Here is a 25,573-nt window from a genome sequence, read left to right as displayed (position 1 = left end):
ATAAAATCACCAAATTATAAAAATATGCTATTTATTGAATAATTTAAAGTTTCAATAAAGTAAATTATAATAAAATCAATATAACATTTATATTTATATTTGAATATCATATAACTTATATTTTGAGTAAAGATAATTAATTCAGTGATTTAAGTAGAATAGAGGCATTAATTGAGTTAGGTAATGTATAATATGTTAACCATTTTTTTAAAAATTCTTTTTCATCAGTATTATTTTCTTTGCTACATTTATACATTTTTATTATTCCTATTAAAACTTGTAAATTAAGTTCTTCATTGGAATATTTTTTGGATTTGTTTACACTAGTAACTATTGTTGAAATATTTATTTTATCTTCTTTGTTTAGTGTATTCTTTGTTATTATGCTATTTAATCTGATGATTATATTCTTTATTTCTTTAATATCCGAATATTCCTTATTTTTATTTATCCATTCTTTGAAGAGATTTATCTGATTTTCTGTTATTTTTTCTTTATATCTGAATTCTAGTATCATACCATATAATTCATTTATATTTGGATATAATTTTTCGTTTATACTGCTATTCTTGTCTTTATTACAGAAAATTTTCTGATTAATTGGTGTTATTTTTTGTAAATTATCCAGATGTTTATATAAGTAATATGCTGCTTCTGCATCAGCTAATGCATTATGTGCATCATAATCATAATTTAATTGATTCATAATATATTCTAATGAATATGCTTCCAGTTTCAGAAGATTATAAGATAATTTATAGGTGCAAATATATTTAAAATCTGGAACATTGATATTATAATTTTCTAATGAATTAGAGATAACAGTTAAATCATATGTTATATTATGTCCAATAATAGTATTAGTTACTAGTAGTTCTTCTATTTCTGGCCAAAATTCATTGAATGTAGGTTTATCTTCAACCATTTCCTGTGTTATGCCAGTGAGTTCAATAATATCTTCCTCAAATTCATCTTCTGGATTGATTAAACTATATATTTTATCAGTTATTTTGTTATTTTCAACTATTATTATACCTATAGCTGATACCGAATTAAAATAAGTGTTTGGACTTTCTATATCAAGTACTACAAATTTATCCATAATGTTACTCCTGGAATAAGGCCTTAAATAATTATTTATACTATATATTCCATACATATATATTAAAGTATTTATTATTATGGAGGTTTCAATATGACTGAAACTATCGGCGATAGACTCAAACTTTTACGTAAATCTCATCATTTTACGCAAAAACAAATAGCTAAATATCTTGACTTCCAACAAGGTCAAATAGCTAAATTAGAAAATAATCAGAGAAAACTAAAAGTATCTTCATTAGAAAAATTATGTCAATTATATAATTGTGATGAAGAATATATTACATCTGGAATAAAAGATGAAACAAAACATAACATTGCATTCAGGTCTAATGTCGAAAATCTAAATTTAGATACAATAGCTAATATGAATAAGATTATCAGAAATATTGAATTTTTAGCAGACAAAACAGAAAGTTTAACAAATAATAATGAAGAATTTGATGAAGACTATCTTGAATTATATGAAAAAGCAGCAATTTGTAGGAAATTATGGAAAATTGATGAATATACTCCTATTGACATTTTTAGGGTAGTTCTTGAAAAAATAAATAATGTAACAATATGTTTCTTTGAAACAGAAGATAATCTTAGCGGATCTTCTATTAAAACTAAAAACCAGAATATAATCTTTATCAACTCAAGACATCCCCTAGGAAGACAAAGATTTACTTTAGCCCATGAAATATACCATTTAAAATATGATGATGAATTCATTAACTGTGATATAGACCATAAGAATGATGAAATAGAAAAGAAAGCTGACATTTTTGCATCATCATTATTAATGAGTAATGGTGCATTATATAATTTTGAAATAGAAAATAATATTACAGAATGGACATTGGATGATGTTATACAAGCAGAACAATACTTCCAAATAAGTCATCGAGCTATGCTTAGACGATTGAAGACTTTAGGTAAAATAAGTGAACGTACTGCTGAAGAATTCAGTCCTGATATTATGTATAATGCTGAATTAAGAGGATATGATTTAAAACTGTATCAACCTTATTCCGAAGATAAAAACATGATCTTAGGCAATTATATTAAGCTGGTTAATAAAACTTATGAAAATGATTTAATTAGTGAAAGTAAAATGAATGAATTATTAATTGATGGATTTTATGATAATTTAGTATATAATTAATTACGGATGATTGATTAGATTGAAGAATAAACTATTAATTTATGAGTTTGATTGTTTGTATTCATTATTAATGGCAGATAATAAAATTTTAACAAAGATTTTTTCAAATATAGTGATTCCTCAAATTGTATATGATGAATTTAAATGTAAAATGGGTGAAGATTTACAAAAATCTATAAAAAAATTATTAAAAAATAAGTTCATTATACTAGAAGATTTTGAAGTTGAATCAGATGAATTCCTATTATATAAGAAATTAATTAAGGGTATTGAATGTAAATCACGGGGAAAACTTGAATCTGCGGCAATAACAATTGCAAAATATAATAAGTTAACAATATTATCTAATAGAAATAATGATAATTTCAATGAGTTTAATATTGAATCTGTGCAAATTAGTGATTTTATTATTAATGAATATAATGATAATATTATAACTATCGATGAGGCTCAGTTACTATTGGATAATCTTTCAATAAATTCTAAGAAGTATATGACAATAAATTTTGACCAGTTGCTATTAAAAGAAACTTAAACTGTGGCGATTTATATGAGAATTTGTTTATTTGGTGCTGGAAGCAGAAACATTGACAAGGACTTTCTGGAAGTTGGATATTCTTTAGGTGTTGAAATTGCAAAACATGGACATTGTCTTGTTTTTGGTGGAGGTGCTGAAGGTCTTATGGGTGCTGTTGCCAGGGGAGTTTATGATAATGATGGTGAAATTATTTCTATTTATCCCGAATTGATGAGTGATTTTGAGGACTTATTTGAAGATTATAGTAAATTAATTATTACTAGTGGTATGGATGATAGGAAGAAGGAATTTCTAGAAAATTCTGATTGTATTCTTGTTACTCCTGGTGGTATTGGTACTTTAGATGAATTTTTTGAAGTCTTAACTCTTAAAAAACTTAGATTACATGAAAAGCCCATTATTATTTTTAATTATAATCATTTCTTTGATAAGATGTTGGATATGTTGAATGAAATGATTGATGAAGGTTTTGTTGATTCTGGTAATAATGATCTTTTTGTTGTTACAACAACAGTTCAGGAAACATTGGAATATTTTTTTTAGTATTCTAATTGGAACTATCTTTTTTTTATTGATACTTTTTTTAATTTTAATATTCATATCTATTAATTAGTAAAACTTTTATGGGTTATATTATGAATGAAAATATAGAAATTATTTCAAATCTTGATTCTGTTTTAGTTGAAACTGATCCTGATTTGACGTGTATTCTTGATAATTTTGTGTCTAAACAGGTTTTAAATGAAAGTGTTCTTAGTGATAGGGAGCGTTTAATTGTTATTATTGCTTGTCTTGTCAGTAATCAGTCCTATAATTTATATGAAAAGATGATTATTAAAGCACTTGATATAGGTGTCACACCTATAGAAATAAAAGAAATACTGTACCAATCATTAGCATACATTGGACTATCAAAAACATATGACTTCTTTGAAATCACTAACAGAATATTTAACGAGAAAAAGATTAAATTACCATTACCATCACAAACAACAGTTAAATACGAGGATAGGTTACAGGAAGGATATGAAATTCAAACAAGAAATTTTGGAAAAAAATTCATAGACAATAACATAGAAAACACCCCCGAAGGACAAAAACACATATGGGACTTCATATCATCCTATGCATTCGGAGACTTCTATACACGAACAGGATTATCAGACAATGACAGAGAATTACTGTCATTCACATACATACTCTCATTAAGAGGATGTGAAAATCAATTAAGAATACATGCAAAGGGCAACCTAGAATTAGGAAACAATATAGAAAAATTAGTTAGTGTAATCACAGTATTAATACCATACATCGGCTTTCCAAGAACACATAATGCATTAGCAATACTAAACGAAGTATATAAAGAAACACAAAAAGAAAAAGATTGAATAATTATCATAAATGATAATACATTTCACCATTTTCTTCAGTTTTATTTATTTTTCCTTGACTAACTAGTTGATCAAGTAATCCTTGAACAATAGCTTCAGGAACTGGTAATGGACTTTTTTCTCCTACTAATTTTGTTATATCACTAGCTGATAATTTACCATTTGATAACAAACCAGTAATCATATTTGCATCTACCATAAAATTATCCTCCAAATAAATTATATTAATTTTTATGTTTATACTATTAAAAATATTTTTTGAAAAAAAAATAATAAAAAAGGTTAGAGATTAAACATATTTCATATAACACAATTAATACACATACAATTAATACGGAAGTCCATTATTATAATTATCTATCATTTGATTAGTTTTTATTAATGAGTAAATCCATAATGCTATTGCTATAATAAATGGGAACAATAATGCGAAACCTAAAATCCACATTAATAGATATACTACAAATAATACTATTCCTTCACCCCACTTACCCACATAAGCATAACCTAATCCTACCACTAATATGTTTAAAATTAATCCAACAGCTTTGCTCTTTTGATTTTGAGGCCTGACTTGCTGATTATTATATCCCTGATTAGGATTTTGGTATTGTTGATAGTTAACATTATTTTGTGGAATATTCTGTTGCATATTAGTATTTGTTAACTCATTTTCAGAGTATTTATCAGGAATGTTCTGTACTTCTGCATTAGGGTTATTTTGTTCTTGTACGAAGTTATATCCACAGTTAGTACAGTGATTTGCAATGTCTTCATTATTAGATTTACATTGAGGACATGTTTTCATCATTTCACCTTAGTTATTTAATTCATTGTTACATTTTGAGAAAATATTGCGTTTTCTGGTGTAGTATCTCCAACAGAGTCAGTGATATATACTTCAGCTCTTGTTGGTTCAACATTATTGTTAGTCATAAATGCTTTACCTGATACTTTTATAACTTGATCTTTAGTAGGGTTATTAATATTCCATACCATAACGCTTTTATCTACCACTGCATTATTTGAATCATAGAATATTACATACATTTCAAGGTAGTTAAAATCTTTTTTTGGTGTTACTTCACAATTAACATCATACATAGAATAACCTTGGTTAACTATTTCAATATTTGAAACATTTATATCATTATTGGTGCTGCTTCCAAAATCAAATAGTCCTGCATTTACACTTGATAATCCTATCATGACCGTAAATATCACTAACAAGCCTAATAATATTTTTTTATCCAACTTTAATCCTCCCTTCTTTGATAATTAAAAATTTTAAAATTTTATTATATAAACAGAATGAAATTCTGTTATCACGGTTAGGGAAAATTATAGTTTTTATTATTAACCTATGATATATTAAAAATTATAAAAAAGATTTAAATGCTTTTAAAAATATATTAAGAAAATAAGTAGTAAATAACTAAAATAAGAATAAAATCTAGAATATATTATTCTTATCTTGTGTATTGGCGTATACAAGAGTAATATAAACTAGAAATATTCCTTAATTATGGTATACATTTTTACATGTACGCTTAATAGTTTATTATTTTGTATTAATAAACATAGCGATTTTCTTATTTTATATTATTTACTCTTATACTAAAATTTAGAAGGAAAAAGTTATGATGAATAAATTTAAAGATATAAGAGACTTAAATAATAGAAATTCTGATAGTATTACACTTAACAATGGAAATGATTTGAATAAATCAATTAATATTTTAAAAGTATTTTCACAATGTTAGGGATATTATGATTCAATTATCAGAGAATTTTAAAGAAGGAATTATATCCACTAAATGGATTTTAAAACTTAATAAGGATTCAAGAAAAATCCAATCAAAATCTGGACAAGAAAAAACTTATATAAGTTATTTCACAAGTTTTCCACAAGAATTATACGAATTCTTTAACATTAAGGATGATTCATTATATTTAGTTAAAGAAGAAAATACTTATGGACAAGTTATAGTTACAGATACTAAACCATCATTACCTGTAACTTATATTACTGTAAACTTAATTTATAGACGAAAAAAATCTATTAAAGAAGATAGAATTCCCACTACTTCATTTACATTATCTAAGAAATTTTTTAATAATTTAAATAATGCAGATAAAGTTATTTTCAAATTACATCCAAAAAGTGTAGACAGATACAGAAATAAGTTAGGATTAATTACATTAAAAATCATCTAATATTCAAAAAGATATTTCATAAAAAAAACTATATATGTTAATATAAGAAAATATTAGGTGCAATATAATGAATTGGAAAGAATTATTTGATGAAGACAGATTAGATAGAGGATACAATTACTACATTTCAGATAAAGTTTATGACATTGTTTTAACCGATGATTCAATAACCAGCAAAGTTGAAGGATCTAAATCCAATATCTATGAAGTAAAGATTACATTTAAAGATAATGAAATTGATTCATTATATTGTACCTGCCCATACTGTTATGCTGATTTTAATTGTAAACACATGGTTGCAACACTCTATAAAAAAGAAGAAATTGAACATAATACACGTAATAACATCCTAGATGATAACTTCAACGAATTAACATTATTTTCAGACATATTAAAAAATCTTGATGACACCAAGCTACGTAGATTTGTATATGATAAATATTGTAATGATTCAGAATTTATGGAAGAATTTATCAGCAAGTTTCAGGAAGACTTTAGTCCTGAAGATTTCTATAATTACGAAAGTATGCTGGATAACATTTTTAATATTGACGTAGTTGAATTATATAATGAAAATGGTTTCTATCAAGAAGCTCCTTTTAACCGGTATTTAAAGAGTTTTATTGATGATAAGATCAGTATGCTATATAAAAAAGGAGAATATGGGTATGTGCTACAATTATTATACATTATTTATGATAAAATATCCGATAAGAGTAATGTAGGACAGTATATTGATATAAACAGTATTTTAAGTAGCTGTAATTATTATCTTGAGAAAATTATTGCAGTACAATCAGATAAAGATAATGAAGAAGTTCTTAATTACTTGTTGAATAAGATTTCTTATGATTTTAATGAAGAGATTACACCATTCTTTATAAGCATCTGCTTATCAAACTTTACTAAACAACAATATTATAAACAGTTAGATCATGTTTTAGACAATTTAATGGAAGAAAATAATTTATCCTCCAGTATACTGTTAAACAAGTATCAGCTTATGAAGAAGTTAAATTATCCTACTAAAAATCAAGAAGAATTCTTATATAAATACAGAAATAATGAAGATGTAATGAATTTACTGGTAGAAGAAGAAATAGGTAAACAAAATATTGACAATGCCATATCATTACTATTAGAAAGTAAAGAAATTCATGGAGACACATATTCATTAGAAACTAACCTATTACTATTTGAATTATATAAGATTAAAAATGATAAAATAAATGCTATCGATGAATTAAAAAACATACTCTATGATTATAATATTAAAGACATGTCTTATATAGAAGAATTAAAGAAATTATGCACAACAGAAGAGTGGACTGTTGAAAAAAAAGAATTAATCGAGTTTTATGATGAAACTTATGCGTATGAATTCTTAAATCATTTGTACCTATATGAAAAAGAATATGATAATCTCTTTGAAAACATATTGAATAACTGTCGAATTGAAGTTTTTGAAGAATATAAGAACAGTATTGGTGATAGATATTCGGATAAAATACTTGATGTCTATAAAAAGTTTATTCTAAAAGAAGCTATGAATTCTAAGAATATATCAGGTTATACTTTAATTATTCATTATCTTAATATTATGATTACTTATAAAAATAGTACACCTATCGTTAAAAATGTTATAAGTGTCTTGAAAAATAAATATAAAGAAAGAAAATTATTCATGGAAAAATTAGAGGAATTTGAAATAATTAATTCATTATGAATTTACTAATAGTTCTGGAATGAATATTACTGTTACACCAATTATTACACTTAGTAATACATATATGAAAGCAATCTCTGCATTTCCTGATTTGATAAGATCTCCTGTTTCCAGAGCAAATGTTGAGAATGTTGTGAATCCTCCACAAAGACCTACTTTAAGGAATAATATGAGGTTTTCATCATAGTTTACATTTTGGGTAATGTAAAATGCTATGATTGAAATTAATACTGTTCCAAGTATGTTAATTATGAAAGTATTTATTGGAAATATGCTTGTTTCTTGTATTGGTATTAATCCTATGATATATCTTAGTACGGAACCAATAAAGCCCCCAAGACCAACTGCTAAGCATTCTAGTAACATTACTACCACCTATATATATTATAATTTTATATTTAACTAATTTAATAATAAATTTTAAAAAAATTGTTTAGAACTTATAATAACTTGTTTATTCTAAATCAAATTGTGTTAAAAACTTTGGAATTGCTTCGTTATTGTTTATAGCATTAGTACATTGGTATGTGTCATATAAAACATATAATGCCCAAATTAAAGCAAATATTACAAATATTCTTGAAACATAAATGTTTAAAAATCCCAATACGATAGCAATTACAAAACTAACTATTCCCCTAATAACTAAACCATTATATGCTTGTCCAAGACCAGTAAAGAAAAATGATAAAATCAATGCAATAATTATATTTTTTTGTGCCATTCATAACCCCCACCCTATATGATATAACATATATTTTTTACATGTTTACTAGCTAGAATAATTAAAAAATCAATACATAATTACTAGAAAGTAAACATAACCAATACAAAACATCAACATTTAAGTAATAATAATTATTCAGATATGTACTGAATAATATCATTAATAGTAACTATCGGCATATCATGAACTTTAGAAAACTCGATAATCTCAGGCATTCTAGCCATAGTACCATCAGGATTAGTTATTTCACATAAAACTCCCATTGGTTTAAGACCTGCAAGTTTCATTAATTCTATATTAGCTTCAGTATGACCATCCCTTTCAAGTACTCCACCATTTTTAGCACGTAAGGGGAATACATGACCAGGATGATGTAAATCTTCAGGTTTAGCATCATCATTGGATGCGGCTCTAACAGTTGTTACACGATCAGCAGCTGAAACCCCTGTAGTTACTCCTTCTGCTGCTTCGATTGTAATTGTAAATCCTGTACCATATGTACTTGTATTGTCTTCTACCATTAATGGTAATTCTAGTTCATCTGCCTTTTCTTCTGTCATACATAGACAAACTATTCCACTACCTTCTCTTATTAATAATGCCATTTGTTCATTAGTAACATATTGAGCAGAAAAGAACATATCTCCTTCGTTTTCTCGTGATTCGTCATCGGTTACTATTACACCTTTTTTGTTCTTTATAGCTTCTACTGCAGTTTCTACTCTTTCTTTGTAATTACCTGTTAACATTTCTTCATGTTCCATATTATCTCCTCTATTATCTTTTATTATTTTTTTTAATGAAACAGGGCTAATAAAATAAGAATTAGATATTTTATATTCTCTATCATCCGGACTTTAACCGTCGGTTTTGGATTTTCACCAAATCAGCAAAAAATATTTTCTTTGCACGTGGACTTATAAATAATTTTTTTTACCACCGGTGAGGACTTTCACCTCGCCCTGAGAATTATAACTTTATATATTAATATATCCAATTCTTTATTAATATGTTTTTTTAATATTTTAGTAAATTTAAGTAATTATTAATCTCTAAACAATATTATCATTATTATTTAATTGTTTTAATAAAAAATCCTTATTAATCGCAATATTAATAAACACATAATACATCCATATATTGAAATATGATAAAAAGTTCAAAAAAAATATTTTATATTAACTATTAGCATTAATTGTAATAAACTCTTTCGAAAGCATATGACTATTAGAATTAATTAAATACTATTTAGATAAATATAATTATATCAAAAAGCATTATTATAAAAAAAAGTTGTTAGTTGATAATTATGAAAAAAATACATAAATTATTAATTATTACATTTGTATTACTTATCATTATTATTAGTGGACTATACATAAATAACAAAAATCATGAAAATCAACATAAAAAGGATTATAATACAACTGAATTAACACAAAAGTTATCAATAAATATGAATAACTGGAAATATGATTCTGAGAATGACATTTATTATCAATTAGGTCTTGTTTATTGCACAAACCCCGAAACAAGTGAACATGAAAGTTTAGCAATATATGTTCCAGGCAAATACTTCAATGCAACAGACAATAAAAACGGCACCTATACTTGTAAAGTAACAGATGAAAAAATTGGAAACTTCACTGCAAAAAATGCACCATTACTAATGCCAATCCACACTGGAGGATATACTGAACGTAAATCACCAGATACTTATAGTGGAGAGGAAGCTGCAAATTATACAAGTAACGGTATGATCTATGTATATCCTGGTTGTAGAGGAAAACAAAATAACATCACATACAATGGAGGTGCACCATGGGGAGTTACGGACTTAAAGGCTGCAATAAGGTATTTACGATTTAATAATGACACACTACCAGGTAACACTGATAACCTATTTACTTTTGGTCATAGCGGAGGAGGTGGACAGAGTGCATTATTAGGCACTACTGGAGACAGTGAATTATATTATCCTTATCTTGAAAGTATTGGAGCAGCTATGGTTGATAAAGAAGGAAAAAGTATATCAGATAATGTGACTGGTTCAATGTGCTGGTGTCCTATAACTAGTTTCGATTCTGCAGATTTCTCATATGAATGGAATATAGGTCAATACTCGGATAATGGTGTTAGAGAAGACAATTCTTGGACTTCTAGCTTATCTGATGATTTAGCCATTGAATATGCAAATTATATTAATAATCTGAATTTAAAAGATTCTAATGGAAAAGAATTAAAATTAGAAAAATCAAGTACCGGTATTTATAATAATGGTACTTATTATGATTATATTAAATCAGTAATTGAAGATTCATTAAATAATTTCTTAAAGGATACAGAATTCCCATATACTTCTAACAGTACTGGAGAAATTAAAACTTATAATAATGCTCAGGAGTATGTGGATTCTTTAAATAATAAAATTTATTGGGTTGACTACTATGCAGAGAATAATACCGTTGAAGTTGATAATATTGAAGGTTTTGTAAAAACATTTAAAAAGCCTACAAAGAGAATTGGAGCATTTGATAATGTGAATCGTAATCAATCACAGAATGACTTATTCGGTATTAACAATTCTGATTCATTACATTTTAATAAAGTATTTGCTGATTTATTAGAAAATAATAGTGATAAATATTCATCTTATGAAGATTTTAACAGAACAATTATAGATGATTATAAAAATGACTTATCAAAGGTTGATGCTTTAAATAATAGTATTCAGACACGCGTTAACATGTATAATCCCATGTATTTTATCTGTGAAGGTTATGATGGTTATCAATCTTCTAAAGTTGCTAAGTATTGGAGGATAATATCAGGTATTGAACAAGGAAATACAGCTTTAACTACTGAGGCTGATCTTGCTTTAGTTTTAAATCAGACTAGTGGTGTTGAAAGTGTTGTCTTTGAAACTGTTTGGGGTCAAGGTCATACTACTGCTGAAAGAAAGGGTAACAGTACTGGTAATTTAATTAGCTGGATAAATGAATGTTTAACATAAGTTATCGAATTTATTGGGTCATAGAAGAAATAATATTTTTTCATCATTTTTTTCTATGAAACATAAATCCCCATAAAAAAAAGTATTTTTTGAAGATAAATTATTATTTATCTTCCAGTTCTCTTTCTAATTTACTGTAAATAGAATTTTTATCAATCTCTTTTTGTCTTTCTTCCTCAAGTTCTGGTGGAAGAATTAAGTCTATCATACATTTTGGACATTTTAAGTTAGCTGATGCCGGATCATATCCACAGTCACATGTTTCAGCTTCAGTATGGTCAAATTCATATCCACATATATCACATTTAATTTTCATGTTAAACACCTTATAATATATTTATAATGTATTAGTTTTTAAATCTTCCTTTAATAGAAATATAAAATATCAGTAAAAACATATAATATCTAAAAGGAAAGTGTGTATTAATGTTAAAAAAGTTAGGCTTTGGATTAATGAGATTACCCGTATTAAACGATAAAATAGAACTTATTGATGTGGATAAAGTAAAGGAAATGATAGATTATTATATGAGTAAAGGATTTAACTATTTTGATACTGCTCATGTATATCATAAGGGCAGCAGTGAATTAATAGTTAAAGAAGTATTAACCGAGAGGTATCCGCGTGAATCATTCATATTAACAAGTAAACTGCCAATTTTTAATCTGGAAAAAGAAGAGGATATGGAAGAAATTTTTAATGAACAATTAGAAAAGTGTGGAGTAGACTATTTTGATTATTATCTGTTACATAATGTAAGTAGTAAGCATAAGGATAAATTTACTCGCATAGATTCTTTTAAATTCATAAATGAAAAGAAGGAAGAAGGAAAAATTAAGCACATAGGCATATCCTGTCATGACAGTCCGGAGTTTCTAGAGGAAATATTAGTTAATCACCCCGAAATAGAGGTTGTGCAGTTACAAATTAACTATTTGGACTGGAATAATAAGGTTATCAATGCAAAAGAATGTTACAATGTAGCATGTAAATATGCAAAGAAAGTTATTATCATGGAAGGATTAAAAGGAGGTTCTTTACTGAACTTGCCAAGTGAAGCTCAAAAGATGCTAAATGATTATGATACTAGTAATAGTCCCCTGGAATGGTGTTTCAGATTTAATTATTCCTTAGATAATATACTGGTAGTGTTAAGTGGAATGAATAGCCTGGAGGAGGTAAAAGAAAACATAGCAATACATGACAGTTTCAAAAAGCTCATTCACGAAGATTATGATTTATTAGAAAAAGTTGTTATAAAAATATCTGATAATAAGAATATTAACTGCACATCCTGTAATTACTGTACAGATTATTGTCCAAAGGGTATACGCATCCCCCAATTCTTTGAATTATATAATTCACAGCATCTTCTTGATAATAATCATTCACTGGGCATGTACTATAGAAACTTAGTATCAGCTGATAATATATATGCATCTGATTGTATTGAATGTAATTCATGTGTAGACTACTGTCCACAACATATTAATATACCTGAAATGTTAAAAATAGTTGCTAAATTCTATGAGTAACATTATTTAAATATTTTCTTTATATCGAGTACTGGGGTGTTATTAAGCATATCAACACCATTAAATGTAATTATGTTATCCTTTACATCTTTAATTTTAATGGTGGATACTCCTATAGGGTTTGGTCTGTTTGGTGCATGTGTAGAGAATAGTCCTGTTATTGGTCCAGTACCCCTAATCCTGACTTTTTGTTTAAATCCTTCTGATTTATGGAAATAGAATATGATCATATATTCTTCATCTTTTTTAATATCGGACATACTTTCCAGGTATTTCTCGTCTACTATTAGTTCTGCTGTTTTATCATATGATTCCGTGCTGCTTTTGGGCATTTGATTAACATCTTCATATTCTGAATGAATATAACCGATAGGTTCGAATAGTATTTTATTCATCATTATCCCCTCCATTATTCCATTTCTATTCCTGTTTTTATGAGTATTTCCTTTGTTTCTTTTAATACTTTAGAGTATACTATGTGAATATTATTGAATAATTTTATATCATTGATTGTGGTTAAGCCATAGTATATGTCTGATAAGTCTTCATAGATACTTTGTAGTTCTTCGTTAGTTAGTGTTTCATCTGGTTGTTCAAGGTATTCTTCTAGATTTGTTAATGAATCAACTATTTCTCCTGCTATGTTTCCATCTATGGATAAGTTTTCGTTATGACAGTAGTCTAGGAATGTGTCACAGTATTTTATCATGAATTTTATATTATCATATATTTCTAGGTTGTTTAATGTGTTTTCCATTTTAGATCACTTAAAAAGGGAGGATGGGGGTGGAGTTTTATTGAAATATGTTTTAACTAAATATTTCATTTGTTGCATCAGCTGCATCATCAAATTCTTCGGATACTTTTTTCATATATCCTGGAATATCTAATCTTTGTGGACATTGATGTATGCATACATCACATTCTACGCAGTCTCTTGCTCGTCCATAATTTTTTTCTATATATGTGAGGTATAGGTTTAATTGTTGTGAAAATCCCTGCCATTTTGTTTGTTTTTCTGCATTGTATAATTCAAAGTATTTGGATATGTATATGTTTTGTGGACATGTTTCCAGACAATAATTACATGATGTGCATGGTATTTCTATTGCTGAATGTATTATATCTGCTACTTTTTCGAGTATTTCCTCTTCTTCCTTGTTTATTGGCTGATAATCGTTCATTGATTCTATGTTTTCTTTCATTTGTTCTATGTTGTTCATTCCACATAGTACCATGACTACATCTTGTAGTCCTGCACAGAATCGTAGTGCCCATGAACTTGGTTTTGTTTCAGGGTTATATTCTTTCATTAGTTTTTCTGCTTCTTCTGGTATTTTTGCTAATCCTCCACCACGTATAGGTTCCATGACTATTATTGGTTTGTTATATTTTCGTGCAATTTCGTAGCATTTTTTTGCTTGTATTGCTTTGTCTTCCCAGTCAAGGTAGTTGATTTGTAGTTGTACAAAGTCTATTTCTGGGTGTTGTTCTAATATTTTTTCGAGGTATTTTGGTTCGTCATGTAGGGATATTCCTATTTGTTTTACTAGTCCTTCTTTCTTTTTTTGTTTTAAGAAGCCGAATGAGTCTACTTTGGTGAATGCATATTCATTCCATGAGCATACGTTATGTAGCATGTAGTAATCGAAGTATTCTACTCCACATCTTTCGAGTTGTTCTTCAAAGTAGGGTTGCATATCCTTTTCTTCGTGTATAAAGAAGATTGGTAATTTGTCTGCTATTTTAAATGATTCTCTTGGATATCTATCTACTACTGCTTTTTTTAGTGCTGTTTCGCTTAATCCGTTATGGTAGGGGTATGCAGTATCGAAATAGTTGTATCCATTTTCCATGTAAATATCTACCATTTGATTTAATTGTTCTTGATCTATATTTTCTGGATTATCATCTGTTTGTGGTAATCTCATTAATCCGAATCCCAATTTTTTCATTTTTTACCACTCCTTTAATAGAACTATTCTATTTGTTACTCTTATTATTTTATTGATTAGTTAAATATCTTTCTATAATTTAGTTTAATCAATGCTTTTGTATTTGGAGTGATAATGTTTTAGATGGGTTATTTTTTTTAATGTGCTGTTAAAATTAGTTTTATTGTTATATATGGGGGTTGTTATGTTTGTTAAAAATATTTTTTGAATATTGTTTAGTTTTTTTTCAAAAAAAAAGTAAAAATAGAAATTATAATAAGAATAATATTAGTATTATAATAATAATTAAAATTATTGCTGCTATTAGGATTGTTGAATTACCAGAACTGGATTCTTTTTTAACTACTTCATTTTTGTTAATTGATTCCTTTGTTTCATTAACTGTAGCTTTTGCATCATCGACTGTAGCTTTTGCATCGTCTACTGTTGTTTTTGCATTGTTAACTGTTTCTTCAACATCTTTTTGAACAGTTTCTTTTACTGTTTCTTCTACATTATTCTTAATTTCTTCTTTTATTTCACTATTTTTTGTTCCGCTTTCACTTCCTTCAATGAAACCTTCTTCTCTTAAAGATTGAGTGAATGATGGTTCAGGGCTCATAATAACACCTCTATAGATAATCAAATAAGATTTTTCCTTATATTTAATTATTTGTAGTGGTATATAATAAGTGTTTCTAAATTTTATAAATTGTAAAAACATATATTAAACAATTTCAATTATTGATTATATTTTATTAAATTATATCAATCATTATAAATAATGATAAATTTTTAATAATAAATATGATTAATAATTACAATTTAAATAATAAACTATTCTTTATATTCAATAAATATATTATTAAAAGTATATACTATCAATATAATTTAACAATTCTTAAGAAAAGATATAATCATTCATACAATCCATTAAATAATATACAATAACTGATAAAACAATATCTCCCTAATATAAACATCAAAAAGAGAAATAAAGTTAAATAGAATATCTTCGTAAATATTCATCCACAAAAATATTATATTCAATTTCTCTATTAACATCATCTATATCATCATATTCTAACGATTTTTTTAAATAAAATTTAACCAAATCCTCATTATTCTTTAAAGAAGGTATCATAATAGAATTAAATGCTTTATAATAAATATCTTCTATATCATTTTGATAATATAATCTTTTAATTTCAGGAAATTCCGTTAAAACATTAACACTTATAGGCTTATTAGTCTTCCTATGATTCTTAGAATTTATCCAATAATTAATATCAATAATGAATAGCATAGTAAATAATACTAAGAATTCCTCCTGATCTAAATCAGAACTGTTTATTTTATGTCGGATAAGGTCATGATACTTATAATAATTATCTGTTTCTAATGCAATTTCTTTAATATATTCAATAAATTCTCGATTTAACTCATCATATGATTTGTCCTTGTTTTTATTATAAAAATCATAGTATTCATAGAAAGTGAATTCTGATAAGTTTTCCAGGTAATTTTCCAGGTAATCCTGATTTACTATGTATTCGTTTCCTTTTTTTGTCAGAACATATTTTACTCCAAAGATATCTTTTGGACTTATATTTTTCTCTATTCGATAAATTAAGTCATCTTTATCTCCATCAATATCATAATTATGTTCGGATAATATTTTTTTTAAATACCTGTCCGGCAAGTAATCCTCTAATAATTTAATATAATACTGGTAATCATTCATTTCTTGTATTAAATTATTTTTTAATGCATAATGTAATGTACTGCCTTCTTGTATATTATTTAGCAAGTCATAATTATATATTTCAAAATATAATATTTCATTGATATCCTTTAAAAACTGGTAAGTGGATATGATATTCTGTATAGTGTATACTTCATCTTCATCATAGGATGTGTAGTCTAGTTCTTCTTTAAGGATATTTGATATTTTCTGCTGTTTATTGTTTATAGTTTCTTTTAATGTTAATCTGGGAGGTAATGTGGTTAACATCATTTTTTCAGTTATTTTCTCTATCAGATCCTGGGGTTGATTGTCTAATAAGAGATTGTATCCGCATTTACTGCAAACTTCCTCCATTAATGAGATGTTATTTGAACAGTATGGACATTTGTCTTCTGTTGCTGGTTTACTGGTGTAATGTTCTAGTTGGGAATCGGTTTGATTGTATGTTTCAAGTAAGTATAATGTTCGTATAACCATTGATTTTGGTATGATTTCATTATTTTTTAATGCGTTGTTTACTTTGTTTCTTATGATGAATCCATCTTCTATTGATAGGTTGTGTTCTTCTAGTTTTTCCTGGAATATTGGGTTTAAGTTATTTTCTGTTCCTAATATGTCATTAATATCAAGATATTCATCTATTCTTTTTCTTACATTTTCGAGGAAGGTTATGTCTTCATCGTTTATGTTTAGTATTCTTTCTTTTAAATTTTCTATATATGTTTCATCTACATTTTTTAATAAATTGTAGTATCTCTCGTTTTTTGAATCAGTTAAGCGTGCTTTTATGATGTATGCTTTGTTCTTTTTTATGTCATTTAAGTTATTTATTTCAATGAATACACAAGAGTTTATGTTTAGATCATAGAAATCTGTTGGTACTTTTTCGTCTTTTATGTAATTATTTTCGTATTTGATTGTTAATTGTTTGTTGGTGTATATTTTTTTGTCTTCTACTATGAAATCTATGTAGCTTAATACTATGTTATTTTTGAGTTTTTTTGCTAGTTTGTATTTTAGTAGTAAGTCTATGATTGTTCTGTTTGGATTTTTTATTGCTATTGTCATGTTTGGTTGTGTTAGTAGGTTTAATAGTGTTTCATGGAATATGCCGTTATGTCTGTATTCTGGTAATATGTATACTTCGTTTATGCATAATGTTCGTATTGTGTTATTATTTACTTCTATGCTTAGTATTCCTATTACTTTGTTGTCGTATAGTAATTCTTGTAGTATGTCGTATTCTTCGTATTCTATTTTGTATTCTTCATATTTCATTGCTTGTGTTATGTAGGGGTATTCTTGTTTTATGAAGTTTGTTAATGTTTCTTTGTTGTCTGGGTTTTTTATTATTTTAAAATCTGTTTCTTCTCTTGTTTTATATTCGGGGTTCATAAGTTTTATTTGTTACCTCGTATTTTATTCAGAGTTCATAATTTTTACTTTGAAAGTAATACTCTGATAATTATAATTATGAATAATTAAGTATATAAATATTACCAAAATGATAAATAAAAATAAAAAAAAGATATACAAACATATAAGCAAAGTCAAAATTAATAAATATATGTTAAACAATACTTTTATCTGTTAAATATAATAATATTAAAAAATAATAGATTAATAGGAATGAAAAAAAATGTTAATAAAAATAATTAAATTTAAAATTAGAATTTTCAACAATCTTATTAATAGCCTTTTACAAGGATTCACAAAACATGACCTGGACGAAAAATCAATAATATTTCTAGCAAAAAGGACAAAACACCTATTAAGCTTCACACAAAAAACACTAATCAAACTATTATTCCAATTCTTCAAATCAGTCACATACCTTAACGATAAAATAATCAAAGATTTCTTTGACATAAACCAGATGATAGACAACATATTCAAACAAATCAACGAATCATTAAACAACTTACTAATCCAAAAATTTGATGAAAATAGACAAAAAGATATAGATGACATTATAACAAATTTGACATTTCTACAGAAAATTATCAACGCATTAAGTTCACTATTCCTTTCAGTAATAAAATTTCAATCAGACATCATAAAAGAAGAAGAATTTAAAAACGATTACCAAGAATTCAAAGAAACAATAAACATCAACAAAAATAAAATAAAAAGTAATTAAAAAATAATACAAAGCATTAAAAAAGCAAAAACAAAAGTTAAATGTCCTAAAACAAATAACCTCCTAAAACCATCCACCCCACGAACATCCATCCCCCAAATACCACTTAACTTATCAGGGAAACAATGAGTTAAAACAGTTATCACCAAAGAAGCAAATACCAGAAACAAACTTACAATAAAAAAATCATTACCAATCAAATAAAAACAACATGAAAACATAAATGGCAATAATAAAATATTCAAACCATTAGCATTTCTTGAAACATCAAAATAACTTATAAAATCTTTTTCTTCAGAGGCAAAACTATTAAAATTCCTCATCCAATTAAGCAAGGCATTCTTATCCTTTGATAAAACAGACTCTTCAAATACATTCTGTCTCATTTTTAACACTAAGGCATAAACAATCAATGTCAAAGCTAAAAAGATAATAGTTAATAATATTAAGCCCACAATATTATGATCCAATAATAAGTTATAATTATCATCAATACTCAATATTATAGCCATAATAATTAAAAGCATGACACCTATGGATAAATAGATTTGTATAAACGATTTAATATCCTCATTCTTGTCCTCTTGAATATATTCAAGAGCCTTAACCCTACAACTTTTCATTACAAACACATACTAAAATAAATGATTATAAATCCCTAAGTAATAATTTTTACCTACTTATTTATATATCAGTTATTACTAAAAAGGATTATTATTACACAACACAGACAAATTAATAAATAAAAAATACACTAAAAAAACCTGGTTTAAAAAAAAATAGTAAACATAAAAAAAAGAATAGAGTAAAATAAAAAAAAATATTCAAACCATGTAGTATCCACATGAAAAATTATCCAACAAATAAACTTACCACAAATAAATTATTATCAGAACACTAATACATGTAGTAATCAAACCCGCTTCAGGACCAAAACTACCACCATTAACTATATTAGGAGCAGCTTGACTAAAATGAAGTAAAGAACTCATATTAAGACCACTAACATTAAAACCAAAAAGATAACCTTGAGTAAAATTCCAAGCAGAATGAAAAGCACCACAAATCCAAATATTATCAAATTTTAAAAACAATAATGATAATAAAACACCAATCAACAAAATATTAACCAATGCAACAATATTAAAACCATTATTACCAACATGCCCCACTACAAAAAATAAAGTAGAAACCACAATAGCAGTAAACACACTATAATTTTTTGAAAATAATGGAATAATCCAACCCCTAGTAAAAATCTCTTCCCCAAACGGCTGAATAATAAACACTATAATATATGGAATAGCCAGATACAAAGATGAAAAATCAAATCCCATAAAAGTATATTGACCCAAAATCATACCAATAAAAACTACTAGCACAAACATTACAAAGCCAATAACAAATCCTTTCAATAAATTAGATCCAATATTTTCACGACTAAAACCTAAACTCCTTAAGCTACGTTTTTCAATCTTTGTAACTGCAAAAATGGTAAAAATAATTGAAACAATAAAACCACCCAATGATAACAGTAAATAAGAATCAGTGTTCTCAGGAATACCCAATGTTATTACATACATGAATAATCCAGTAATAAGTATCATTGCCACATATAAAAGAATAAAAAGTAACGTCTCTGTTAATGCAGACCGATTAGTCTCAGCTAAAGTGGCCTCTTTAAGAGTTTCTGATGTTTTCTTAAAATATTCCAAATTATTAAAAATATATATTCCCTCCCATAAACCAATATATTTTAAAAATCTACACTTAATGATTAATTTGTAGTTAAAAATATTAATATATTCACCCATAATGTATATTAACATCAAATATTAATGGTATAAAGTATGAACATTAAAAGTCTGAAAAACAAGATAATACAAGGACACCGAATAACTAAAGAAGAAGCATTAACTTTAATAAATGCACCATTAAATGAGTTATGTCAAGCAGCTAATGAAATAAGACAACATTTCTGTGGAAACAGGTTTGATGCATGTACAATAATTAATATTAAAAGTGGCAAATGCAGTGAAAACTGTGTATTTTGTGCACAATCAATACATTATGATACAAAAATAGAAGAATACAATCTTATGGATAAGAATAAACTTAAACAGGAAACATTAAACTTATATAATCATGGGTTTAAAAGAATCAGTTACGTATCATCAGGTCGTAAAATATCTTCTTCTGAGTTTAATGTTATTATTGAAGTTATCCGTGAATTACGAACATTGCAAAATGACATTAATATTTGTGTATCACTTGGATTGTTAAGTTCAGATGAAATAAGAAAGTTAAATGAAGTTGGTGCTACGCGTGTTCATTGTAATCTAGAAAGTTCTGAAAAGTATTTTCCCCATGTATGTTCTACTCATTCATATAGTGATAAAATTGATACACTTGAAAAGATTAATGATACTCGTCTTTTAGCGTGTAGTGGTGGTATTTTTGGTTTGGGTGAAAGTTTTGAGGACCGAGTTGATCTTGCATTTACTTTACGTGATTTAAATATTCGTTCTATTCCTATTAATGTTTTAAATCCTATTCCTGGTACACTTGTGGGTAGTAATGATGTGTTGGATAATGATGAGGTTTGTCGTATTATTGCAATTTTTCGTTTCATTAATCCGTCTTCTTTTATCCGTATGGCTGGTGGTAGGAGTTTGTTAGTTGATCATGGAAGATGTGCTTTTATGTCTGGTAGTAATTCTGCTATACTTGGTAATATGCTTACTACTTTGGGTGTTTCTTTTGATGAAGATTTGGATATGATTAGGGGGTTGGGTTTTCAAATTTGTTTTGATATCATATAGTAATACTTAATACTTTTTATTGTCTATTGTATGATTATTTATTTGTATTACTCAATTTTTTGATGTTTTTCAGAAAATCTTATTAAAATAGTATTTTGAACTTATATGATGTATATGTAATGTTGTATTTTTACTATTTTAGTATGGTTTTTCGGCACTTTTTTCTGCTCAAAAAATTATGATTTTACTTCGTTATATCGGTGTATAGCGAAGTAAAAAAAAATACCCCAAAAACAATGAAAAACAAGAAGATAAAATTCATAAATGTAAAAAAAATAATAAAAACTTTCCAATAGAAATAATTATCTTAAGCAACCAATAGAAATAATCTTCACACCATCACTCCTAGTATAAGCAAATTCACCAGCAGTAATAATTGCTAAAAAACTAGGTTTTATCATACCATTTTCTTCATGCTTCTTACTATTAAGTCATTAATTTTTAATAAATTATGAGCACCCTTTTCTTCTTCTTTGCTACCTAATTTAAATTCAATTAAACCATATCTTCCATCCCTTAAATGCAACACACAATCAACTTCTAAACCAAACCTATCCTTATAATAAGAAACAACACCATTTGAAGGACTAGAATATACAATTAAATCTCTAATACATAAGTTTTCAAAGATAAAACCAAAAGTATTCAAATCATTCTCCAAAGAATGAGGATCCAAATTTTGTGCTGCAACAGCAATAGATGGATCTATAAACAATTTTTTCGTATTAGAACGAATTGATGTTTTAGAACGAATATTAGGAGTCCAGGCATCAATATTATCAATAACAAATAATCTTTTTAATGAATCAACATAAGAATAATATGTTTGTAATGATATATCCTCAAAATTTGTTTTAATATCAGCTAATATTGTTGTATCCTTAACATTAGTACCAATATTCCTTGCATACGATCTTAACAAATTAATAACTCTTTTAGAATCTCTTTTAACACCATCTACTCTTGAAACATCAGTATTACAAATATTATCCAAATAGGAATATACTATAGATAATTTGGCAAGTTCTGTTTTTTTTCTTAAACTTGCAGGCCAACCTCCCTACATGCAGCAAATATTAATTGTTCTATAGTTAAATCTGATTTAATACCATCAATATCTAATTCGGGATTATCAAATAAATCCATAATTGATATTTTTCCATTTGATTCTCCACTTTCATATAAACTCATTGGTCTCATAATTAATCTATGAATTCTTCCTGCTCCTGAATGCATTTTTTCAGATTCATCAATTACTGTAGAACCAGTTAGTATATATAATCCATCTTCATTAATTTCATCTACACTATTTCTAACTGTATCCCATATAATAGGTGCTTCTTGCCATTCATCAATTAATCGTGGTTTTTCACCTTCTAATAATTTGGATGGTCTGATTTCTGCCCATTGTAAATATAATGTTGATTTATCTCTATCCTGTAATTTAATCATACTTTTAGAATGTTGTTCCGCAGTTGTTGTTTTTCCACACCACTTTGGTCCAACAATTAATATAGCACCTATAACATCCAGATAGAAGTCTATTTCCTATCTATTAATCGTTTCATGTATTCCATTTTAACACTTCATCATTTCTATTTATATTTTTTGTAGTAATTCATTTATATTTTTTGTAGCAATTCATTTATATTTTTTGTAGCAATTCATTTATATTTTTTGTAGCAATTCATTTAATTTTTTGTAGCAATTCATTTGTATTTTTTGTAGTGATTTCTTTTTTGTTCTGGAGTGTGTTTTTTCATGTGTTTCATGTATATGTTTTGATGTATTTTTCTATTTTTTGTTTAATTCATAAATTTTTAATTTAAAAAGTTACATAAATATTATTAAAAAGTAGGAGCTTGTTGTTTATGAAAGATTTATTTGATGAGACTAATCTTGGTGACTTGAAATTACAAAGTCGTGTTGTTCGAACTGGTTTATGGGAGTCAGAGACTAAGAATAATAAAATTACATCTGATGTATATGATAGGTATGAAAGTATTGCTAAAAGTGGTGTTGGCTTAATTACTAGTGAGTTAATTTCATTGTATCCTAAGAATAAGTTTAATGAGTATGCTCATAAACTTTATGATCCTAATTTTATTGGTGATTTTAGACGAATTACTGATATGGTTCATTCTTATAATGTTCCTATTCTTGCTCAGCTGGAGTTTGTGCAATTTAATCGTGGCATTGATATGAATGTTTCTGTTAATGATTTAACTTTGGATGATATTCGTAAAATTCAAACTGATTTAATTATTGCTGCTAAAAAGTTATCTTTTGCTGGTTTTGATGGTATTCAGTTAGCTTTGGGTAATAATTTCTTTTTAAGTAAGTTTATTAATCCTTATTATAATCAGAGAGATGATGATTTTGGTGGGGATACTTTTGCTAGGTTGAGAATTGTTTTGGAAAGTATTAAGGTTATTAAGGATAATTTTGATTTGCATATTAATTGTAGGGTTAATGCTTATGATGGCCGTAAGGGTGGAATTGATAAAGAGGAAAGTATTAAGATATGTGAATTGTTAGAAGAGTATGGTGCTGATAGTATTCAAGTGACTAAGCCGTTATCTCCTTTGTATTTTACTAAAGATGAGGAGAATAATGAGTTAATTGATTATGCTGTTGAGTTAAAGAAGAGGATTAATTTGCCTGTTATTGTTGGTGGTGGCTTTGATAGTTTGGATAAAATTAATAATGTTTTGAATGGGGATGATATTGATTTTGTTTCAATGTATAGGCCTTTTGTTGCTCAGGCGGATTTTTTAGTTGATTGGAAAAAAAATAAGAATGGTGTTTCTAGATGTAAACTGTGTAATAATTGTTACAGAGTTAAATCCAGTAATTGTTTTCATTTTAAATAAATTTTACTGCTGTTCCATAGCAATGTACTTCGGAGGAGTTTTCTACTATGCTGCTGGTATCGTATCGTACCATTATTATTGCATCTGCTCCTAATTGTTGTGCTTCTTCAATCATTCGATCGGTTGCTACACTTCTTGATTCTATCATCATGTCTGTGTATGCTTTTAGTTCTCCTCCTTTTATGTTTCGTAGTCCTTGTGTGAAGTCTCTTAAGAAGTTTTTGGATTGTATGTTGTTTCCGTGTACTAGGCCTATTATTTCATAGTTTTTTCCTGGTATGTTTTCTGTTGTTGTAATTATCATTTTTTTTCTTCACCTGTTTTTTTTGATAAATACTGTTTGTTTTTTTATTTATGAAGTTATTTTGGTTGTTTTAGAATAAGTCGTTGTATGCTGCTTCTATGTCTTGTGATTTTAGGGTTTTTCTTCCTTCTTTTTTTGCATTTTCTAGTGCGAGTATTGTTATGTCTTGTGATATGTCTTCTAGGTAGTCTGATAGTGCTTCTTCTGCACTTTTACTTACTCTTTTTGCTCCGCCTTTTTTTATAATTCTTCCTAATGGTGTTAATGGTAATTTGGTCATATGTTCACTCTTTTTTTTGKTTTTTTTTATAATTTTTTTGTGAATATCAGTTTTTATAGATATATTAATTGTTA

At 26.8% G+C, this 25,573-nt stretch carries 28 protein-coding genes, 1 pseudogene and 1 riboswitch; of the genes and pseudogenes, 11 read left to right on the top strand and 18 right to left on the bottom strand.

Annotated features, from left to right (window positions below; translation table 11 throughout):
- Positions 1-136 precede the first annotated feature (136 nt).
- The gene (locus PXD04_RS17040; protein WP_323736014.1) at positions 137-1,102 is read right to left on the bottom strand and encodes an exonuclease domain-containing protein; all 966 of its coding nucleotides are present in this window, start codon (positions 1,100-1,102) and stop codon (positions 137-139) included.
- Positions 1,103-1,195: 93 nt separating this feature from the next.
- Here PXD04_RS17040 and PXD04_RS17035 point away from each other — a divergent pair, with 93 nt between their 5' ends.
- The 4 genes from PXD04_RS17035 (at position 1,196) to PXD04_RS17020 (ending at position 4,177) form a co-directional block, all read left to right on the top strand.
- On the top strand, positions 1,196-2,251 hold the full coding sequence (locus tag PXD04_RS17035) for an XRE family transcriptional regulator (RefSeq protein ID WP_323736013.1): 1,056 nt from the start codon (positions 1,196-1,198) through the stop codon (positions 2,249-2,251).
- Between the two features lie 19 nt (positions 2,252-2,270).
- The gene (locus PXD04_RS17030; protein ID WP_323736012.1) at positions 2,271-2,786 is read left to right on the top strand and encodes a hypothetical protein; all 516 of its coding nucleotides are present in this window, start codon (positions 2,271-2,273) and stop codon (positions 2,784-2,786) included.
- Positions 2,787-2,801: 15 nt separating this feature from the next.
- Positions 2,802-3,332 (top strand): TIGR00730 family Rossman fold protein, encoded by a 531-nt coding sequence (locus PXD04_RS17025; protein WP_323736011.1) that lies wholly within the window; start codon positions 2,802-2,804, stop codon positions 3,330-3,332.
- A gap of 92 nt (positions 3,333-3,424) precedes the next feature.
- Positions 3,425-4,177, top strand: a complete 753-nt coding sequence (locus PXD04_RS17020) for a carboxymuconolactone decarboxylase family protein (RefSeq protein WP_323736010.1) — start codon at positions 3,425-3,427, stop codon at positions 4,175-4,177.
- 7 nt (positions 4,178-4,184) lie between these two features.
- Here PXD04_RS17020 and PXD04_RS17015 read toward each other — a convergent pair whose 3' ends face one another.
- From PXD04_RS17015 to PXD04_RS17005, 3 genes are all read right to left on the bottom strand, one after another.
- The gene (locus PXD04_RS17015; RefSeq protein WP_323736009.1) at positions 4,185-4,379 is read right to left on the bottom strand and encodes a hypothetical protein; all 195 of its coding nucleotides are present in this window, start codon (positions 4,377-4,379) and stop codon (positions 4,185-4,187) included.
- A 129-nt stretch (positions 4,380-4,508) separates the two neighbouring features.
- Positions 4,509-4,988 carry a hypothetical protein gene (locus tag PXD04_RS17010; RefSeq protein WP_323736008.1) on the bottom strand — a complete coding sequence of 160 codons (480 nt, stop codon included), beginning with the start codon at positions 4,986-4,988 and terminating at the stop codon, positions 4,509-4,511.
- Positions 4,989-5,005: 17 nt separating this feature from the next.
- Positions 5,006-5,434, bottom strand: a complete 429-nt coding sequence (locus PXD04_RS17005) for a hypothetical protein (protein WP_323736007.1) — start codon at positions 5,432-5,434, stop codon at positions 5,006-5,008.
- Positions 5,435-5,950: 516 nt separating this feature from the next.
- Here PXD04_RS17005 and PXD04_RS17000 point away from each other — a divergent pair.
- Positions 5,951-6,397, top strand: coding sequence for a hypothetical protein (locus PXD04_RS17000; protein WP_323736006.1), 447 nt, complete (start codon positions 5,951-5,953; stop codon positions 6,395-6,397).
- 67 nt (positions 6,398-6,464) lie between these two features.
- The gene (locus PXD04_RS16995) at positions 6,465-8,123 is read left to right on the top strand and encodes a hypothetical protein (RefSeq protein ID WP_323736005.1); all 1,659 of its coding nucleotides are present in this window, start codon (positions 6,465-6,467) and stop codon (positions 8,121-8,123) included.
- Here PXD04_RS16995 and crcB read toward each other — a convergent pair.
- From crcB to ribB, 3 genes are all read right to left on the bottom strand, one after another.
- Positions 8,118-8,489 (bottom strand): fluoride efflux transporter CrcB, encoded by a 372-nt coding sequence (gene crcB / locus PXD04_RS16990; protein WP_323736004.1) that lies wholly within the window; start codon positions 8,487-8,489, stop codon positions 8,118-8,120. The two genes, PXD04_RS16995 and crcB, sit on opposite strands and share 6 nt — an antisense overlap.
- Positions 8,490-8,577: 88 nt before the next feature.
- Positions 8,578-8,847, bottom strand: a complete 270-nt coding sequence (locus PXD04_RS16985; protein WP_323736003.1) for a hypothetical protein — start codon at positions 8,845-8,847, stop codon at positions 8,578-8,580.
- Positions 8,848-8,981: 134 nt separating this feature from the next.
- Positions 8,982-9,614, bottom strand: coding sequence for a 3,4-dihydroxy-2-butanone-4-phosphate synthase (ribB, locus tag PXD04_RS16980; protein ID WP_323736002.1), 633 nt, complete (start codon positions 9,612-9,614; stop codon positions 8,982-8,984).
- 70 nt (positions 9,615-9,684) lie between these two features.
- Positions 9,685-9,824: riboswitch (FMN riboswitch) on the bottom strand.
- Between the two features lie 335 nt (positions 9,825-10,159).
- Between ribB and PXD04_RS16975 the strand changes: the two genes are divergently transcribed.
- Entirely contained in the window at positions 10,160-11,863 is a 1,704-nt protein-coding gene (locus PXD04_RS16975; RefSeq protein ID WP_323736001.1) for a hypothetical protein, read from the top strand.
- A 103-nt stretch (positions 11,864-11,966) separates the two neighbouring features.
- Here the strand turns inward: PXD04_RS16975 and PXD04_RS16970 are convergent, their stop codons facing one another.
- The gene (locus PXD04_RS16970; RefSeq protein ID WP_323736000.1) at positions 11,967-12,179 is read right to left on the bottom strand and encodes a hypothetical protein; all 213 of its coding nucleotides are present in this window, start codon (positions 12,177-12,179) and stop codon (positions 11,967-11,969) included.
- A 110-nt stretch (positions 12,180-12,289) separates the two neighbouring features.
- Between PXD04_RS16970 and PXD04_RS16965 the strand changes: the two genes are divergently transcribed.
- On the top strand, positions 12,290-13,399 hold the full coding sequence (locus PXD04_RS16965; RefSeq protein WP_323735999.1) for an aldo/keto reductase: 1,110 nt from the start codon (positions 12,290-12,292) through the stop codon (positions 13,397-13,399).
- A 2-nt stretch (positions 13,400-13,401) separates the two neighbouring features.
- On the opposite strand, the gene PXD04_RS16960 is transcribed toward PXD04_RS16965, so the two are convergent.
- The 5 genes from PXD04_RS16960 to PXD04_RS16940 all read right to left on the bottom strand — a co-directional run bounded on the left by PXD04_RS16960 (position 13,402) and on the right by PXD04_RS16940 (position 18,475).
- Positions 13,402-13,797 (bottom strand): SAM-dependent methyltransferase, encoded by a 396-nt coding sequence (locus tag PXD04_RS16960; RefSeq protein ID WP_323735998.1) that lies wholly within the window; start codon positions 13,795-13,797, stop codon positions 13,402-13,404.
- 11 nt (positions 13,798-13,808) lie between these two features.
- A complete protein-coding gene (locus PXD04_RS16955; protein ID WP_323735997.1) occupies positions 13,809-14,156 on the bottom strand; it encodes a hypothetical protein in 348 nt (115 codons plus the stop codon).
- Positions 14,157-14,208: 52 nt separating this feature from the next.
- A complete protein-coding gene (locus tag PXD04_RS16950; RefSeq protein WP_323735996.1) occupies positions 14,209-15,354 on the bottom strand; it encodes an aldo/keto reductase in 1,146 nt (381 codons plus the stop codon).
- Between the two features lie 250 nt (positions 15,355-15,604).
- The gene (locus tag PXD04_RS16945; protein WP_323735995.1) at positions 15,605-15,955 is read right to left on the bottom strand and encodes a hypothetical protein; all 351 of its coding nucleotides are present in this window, start codon (positions 15,953-15,955) and stop codon (positions 15,605-15,607) included.
- A 378-nt stretch (positions 15,956-16,333) separates the two neighbouring features.
- A complete protein-coding gene (locus PXD04_RS16940; RefSeq protein ID WP_323735994.1) occupies positions 16,334-18,475 on the bottom strand; it encodes a GNAT family N-acetyltransferase in 2,142 nt (713 codons plus the stop codon).
- 244 nt (positions 18,476-18,719) lie between these two features.
- Here PXD04_RS16940 and PXD04_RS16935 point away from each other — a divergent pair, with 244 nt between their 5' ends.
- Positions 18,720-19,220 (top strand): hypothetical protein, encoded by a 501-nt coding sequence (locus PXD04_RS16935; protein ID WP_323735993.1) that lies wholly within the window; start codon positions 18,720-18,722, stop codon positions 19,218-19,220.
- On the opposite strand, the gene PXD04_RS16930 is transcribed toward PXD04_RS16935, so the two are convergent.
- Positions 19,217-19,843 carry a hypothetical protein gene (locus tag PXD04_RS16930; protein WP_323735992.1) on the bottom strand — a complete coding sequence of 209 codons (627 nt, stop codon included), beginning with the start codon at positions 19,841-19,843 and terminating at the stop codon, positions 19,217-19,219. The genes PXD04_RS16935 and PXD04_RS16930 overlap by 4 nt on opposite strands.
- A 246-nt stretch (positions 19,844-20,089) precedes the next feature.
- Entirely contained in the window at positions 20,090-21,034 is a 945-nt protein-coding gene (locus tag PXD04_RS16925) for a type II CAAX endopeptidase family protein (RefSeq protein ID WP_323735991.1), read from the bottom strand.
- A gap of 36 nt (positions 21,035-21,070) precedes the next feature.
- Between PXD04_RS16925 and bioB the strand changes: the two genes are divergently transcribed.
- Positions 21,071-22,042 carry a biotin synthase BioB gene (bioB, locus tag PXD04_RS16920; protein ID WP_323735990.1) on the top strand — a complete coding sequence of 324 codons (972 nt, stop codon included), beginning with the start codon at positions 21,071-21,073 and terminating at the stop codon, positions 22,040-22,042.
- 302 nt (positions 22,043-22,344) lie between these two features.
- Here bioB and PXD04_RS16915 read toward each other — a convergent pair.
- A pseudogene (locus PXD04_RS16915) lies at positions 22,345-23,619 on the bottom strand (ATP-binding protein).
- Between the two features lie 294 nt (positions 23,620-23,913).
- Here PXD04_RS16915 and PXD04_RS16910 point away from each other — a divergent pair.
- Positions 23,914-24,915: an NADH-dependent flavin oxidoreductase gene (locus PXD04_RS16910; RefSeq protein ID WP_323735989.1), complete on the top strand. Its 1,002-nt coding sequence runs from the start codon at positions 23,914-23,916 to the stop codon at positions 24,913-24,915.
- Here PXD04_RS16910 and PXD04_RS16905 read toward each other — a convergent pair.
- Positions 24,908-25,219 carry a heavy metal-binding domain-containing protein gene (locus PXD04_RS16905; protein ID WP_323735988.1) on the bottom strand — a complete coding sequence of 104 codons (312 nt, stop codon included), beginning with the start codon at positions 25,217-25,219 and terminating at the stop codon, positions 24,908-24,910. The two genes, PXD04_RS16910 and PXD04_RS16905, sit on opposite strands and share 8 nt — an antisense overlap.
- A gap of 70 nt (positions 25,220-25,289) precedes the next feature.
- Positions 25,290-25,544, bottom strand: coding sequence for a histone (locus tag PXD04_RS16900; RefSeq protein ID WP_323737471.1), 255 nt, complete (start codon positions 25,542-25,544; stop codon positions 25,290-25,292).
- Between the last annotated feature and the right edge of the window lie 29 nt (positions 25,545-25,573).

It is taken from the genome of Methanosphaera sp. ISO3-F5 (genome assembly GCF_034480035.2).
Taxonomy (GTDB): Archaea; Methanobacteriota; Methanobacteria; order Methanobacteriales; family Methanobacteriaceae; genus Methanosphaera.
Note: the sequence above shows the minus strand (reverse complement) of the source record. Positions and strands in the feature narration are given on the sequence as shown.

Bases quoted from the DNA above. Each gene is read 5' to 3' on its own strand.
- PXD04_RS17040 (WP_323736014.1), bottom strand. From the start codon at position 1,102: ATGGATAAATTTGTAGTACTTGATATAGAAAGTCCAAACACTTATTTT.
- PXD04_RS17035 (WP_323736013.1), top strand. From the start codon at position 1,196: ATGACTGAAACTATCGGCGATAGACTCAAACTTTTACGTAAATCTCAT.
- PXD04_RS17025 (WP_323736011.1), top strand. From the start codon at position 2,802: ATGAGAATTTGTTTATTTGGTGCTGGAAGCAGAAACATTGACAAGGAC.
- PXD04_RS17020 (WP_323736010.1), top strand. From the start codon at position 3,425: ATGAATGAAAATATAGAAATTATTTCAAATCTTGATTCTGTTTTAGTT.
- PXD04_RS17015 (WP_323736009.1), bottom strand. From the start codon at position 4,379: ATGGTAGATGCAAATATGATTACTGGTTTGTTATCAAATGGTAAATTA.
- PXD04_RS17010 (WP_323736008.1), bottom strand. From the start codon at position 4,988: ATGAAAACATGTCCTCAATGTAAATCTAATAATGAAGACATTGCAAAT.
- PXD04_RS17000 (WP_323736006.1), top strand. From the start codon at position 5,951: ATGATTCAATTATCAGAGAATTTTAAAGAAGGAATTATATCCACTAAA.
- PXD04_RS16995 (WP_323736005.1), top strand. From the start codon at position 6,465: ATGAATTGGAAAGAATTATTTGATGAAGACAGATTAGATAGAGGATAC.
- crcB (WP_323736004.1), bottom strand. From the start codon at position 8,489: ATGTTACTAGAATGCTTAGCAGTTGGTCTTGGGGGCTTTATTGGTTCC.
- PXD04_RS16985 (WP_323736003.1), bottom strand. From the start codon at position 8,847: ATGGCACAAAAAAATATAATTATTGCATTGATTTTATCATTTTTCTTT.
- ribB (WP_323736002.1), bottom strand. From the start codon at position 9,614: ATGGAACATGAAGAAATGTTAACAGGTAATTACAAAGAAAGAGTAGAA.
- PXD04_RS16975 (WP_323736001.1), top strand. From the start codon at position 10,160: ATGAAAAAAATACATAAATTATTAATTATTACATTTGTATTACTTATC.
- PXD04_RS16970 (WP_323736000.1), bottom strand. From the start codon at position 12,179: ATGAAAATTAAATGTGATATATGTGGATATGAATTTGACCATACTGAA.
- PXD04_RS16965 (WP_323735999.1), top strand. From the start codon at position 12,290: ATGTTAAAAAAGTTAGGCTTTGGATTAATGAGATTACCCGTATTAAAC.
- PXD04_RS16960 (WP_323735998.1), bottom strand. From the start codon at position 13,797: ATGATGAATAAAATACTATTCGAACCTATCGGTTATATTCATTCAGAA.
- PXD04_RS16955 (WP_323735997.1), bottom strand. From the start codon at position 14,156: ATGGAAAACACATTAAACAACCTAGAAATATATGATAATATAAAATTC.
- PXD04_RS16950 (WP_323735996.1), bottom strand. From the start codon at position 15,354: ATGAAAAAATTGGGATTCGGATTAATGAGATTACCACAAACAGATGAT.
- PXD04_RS16945 (WP_323735995.1), bottom strand. From the start codon at position 15,955: ATGAGCCCTGAACCATCATTCACTCAATCTTTAAGAGAAGAAGGTTTC.
- PXD04_RS16940 (WP_323735994.1), bottom strand. From the start codon at position 18,475: ATGAACCCCGAATATAAAACAAGAGAAGAAACAGATTTTAAAATAATA.
- PXD04_RS16935 (WP_323735993.1), top strand. From the start codon at position 18,720: ATGTTAATAAAAATAATTAAATTTAAAATTAGAATTTTCAACAATCTT.
- PXD04_RS16930 (WP_323735992.1), bottom strand. From the start codon at position 19,843: ATGAAAAGTTGTAGGGTTAAGGCTCTTGAATATATTCAAGAGGACAAG.
- PXD04_RS16925 (WP_323735991.1), bottom strand. From the start codon at position 21,034: ATGGGTGAATATATTAATATTTTTAACTACAAATTAATCATTAAGTGT.
- bioB (WP_323735990.1), top strand. From the start codon at position 21,071: ATGAACATTAAAAGTCTGAAAAACAAGATAATACAAGGACACCGAATA.
- PXD04_RS16910 (WP_323735989.1), top strand. From the start codon at position 23,914: ATGAAAGATTTATTTGATGAGACTAATCTTGGTGACTTGAAATTACAA.
- PXD04_RS16905 (WP_323735988.1), bottom strand. From the start codon at position 25,219: ATGATAATTACAACAACAGAAAACATACCAGGAAAAAACTATGAAATA.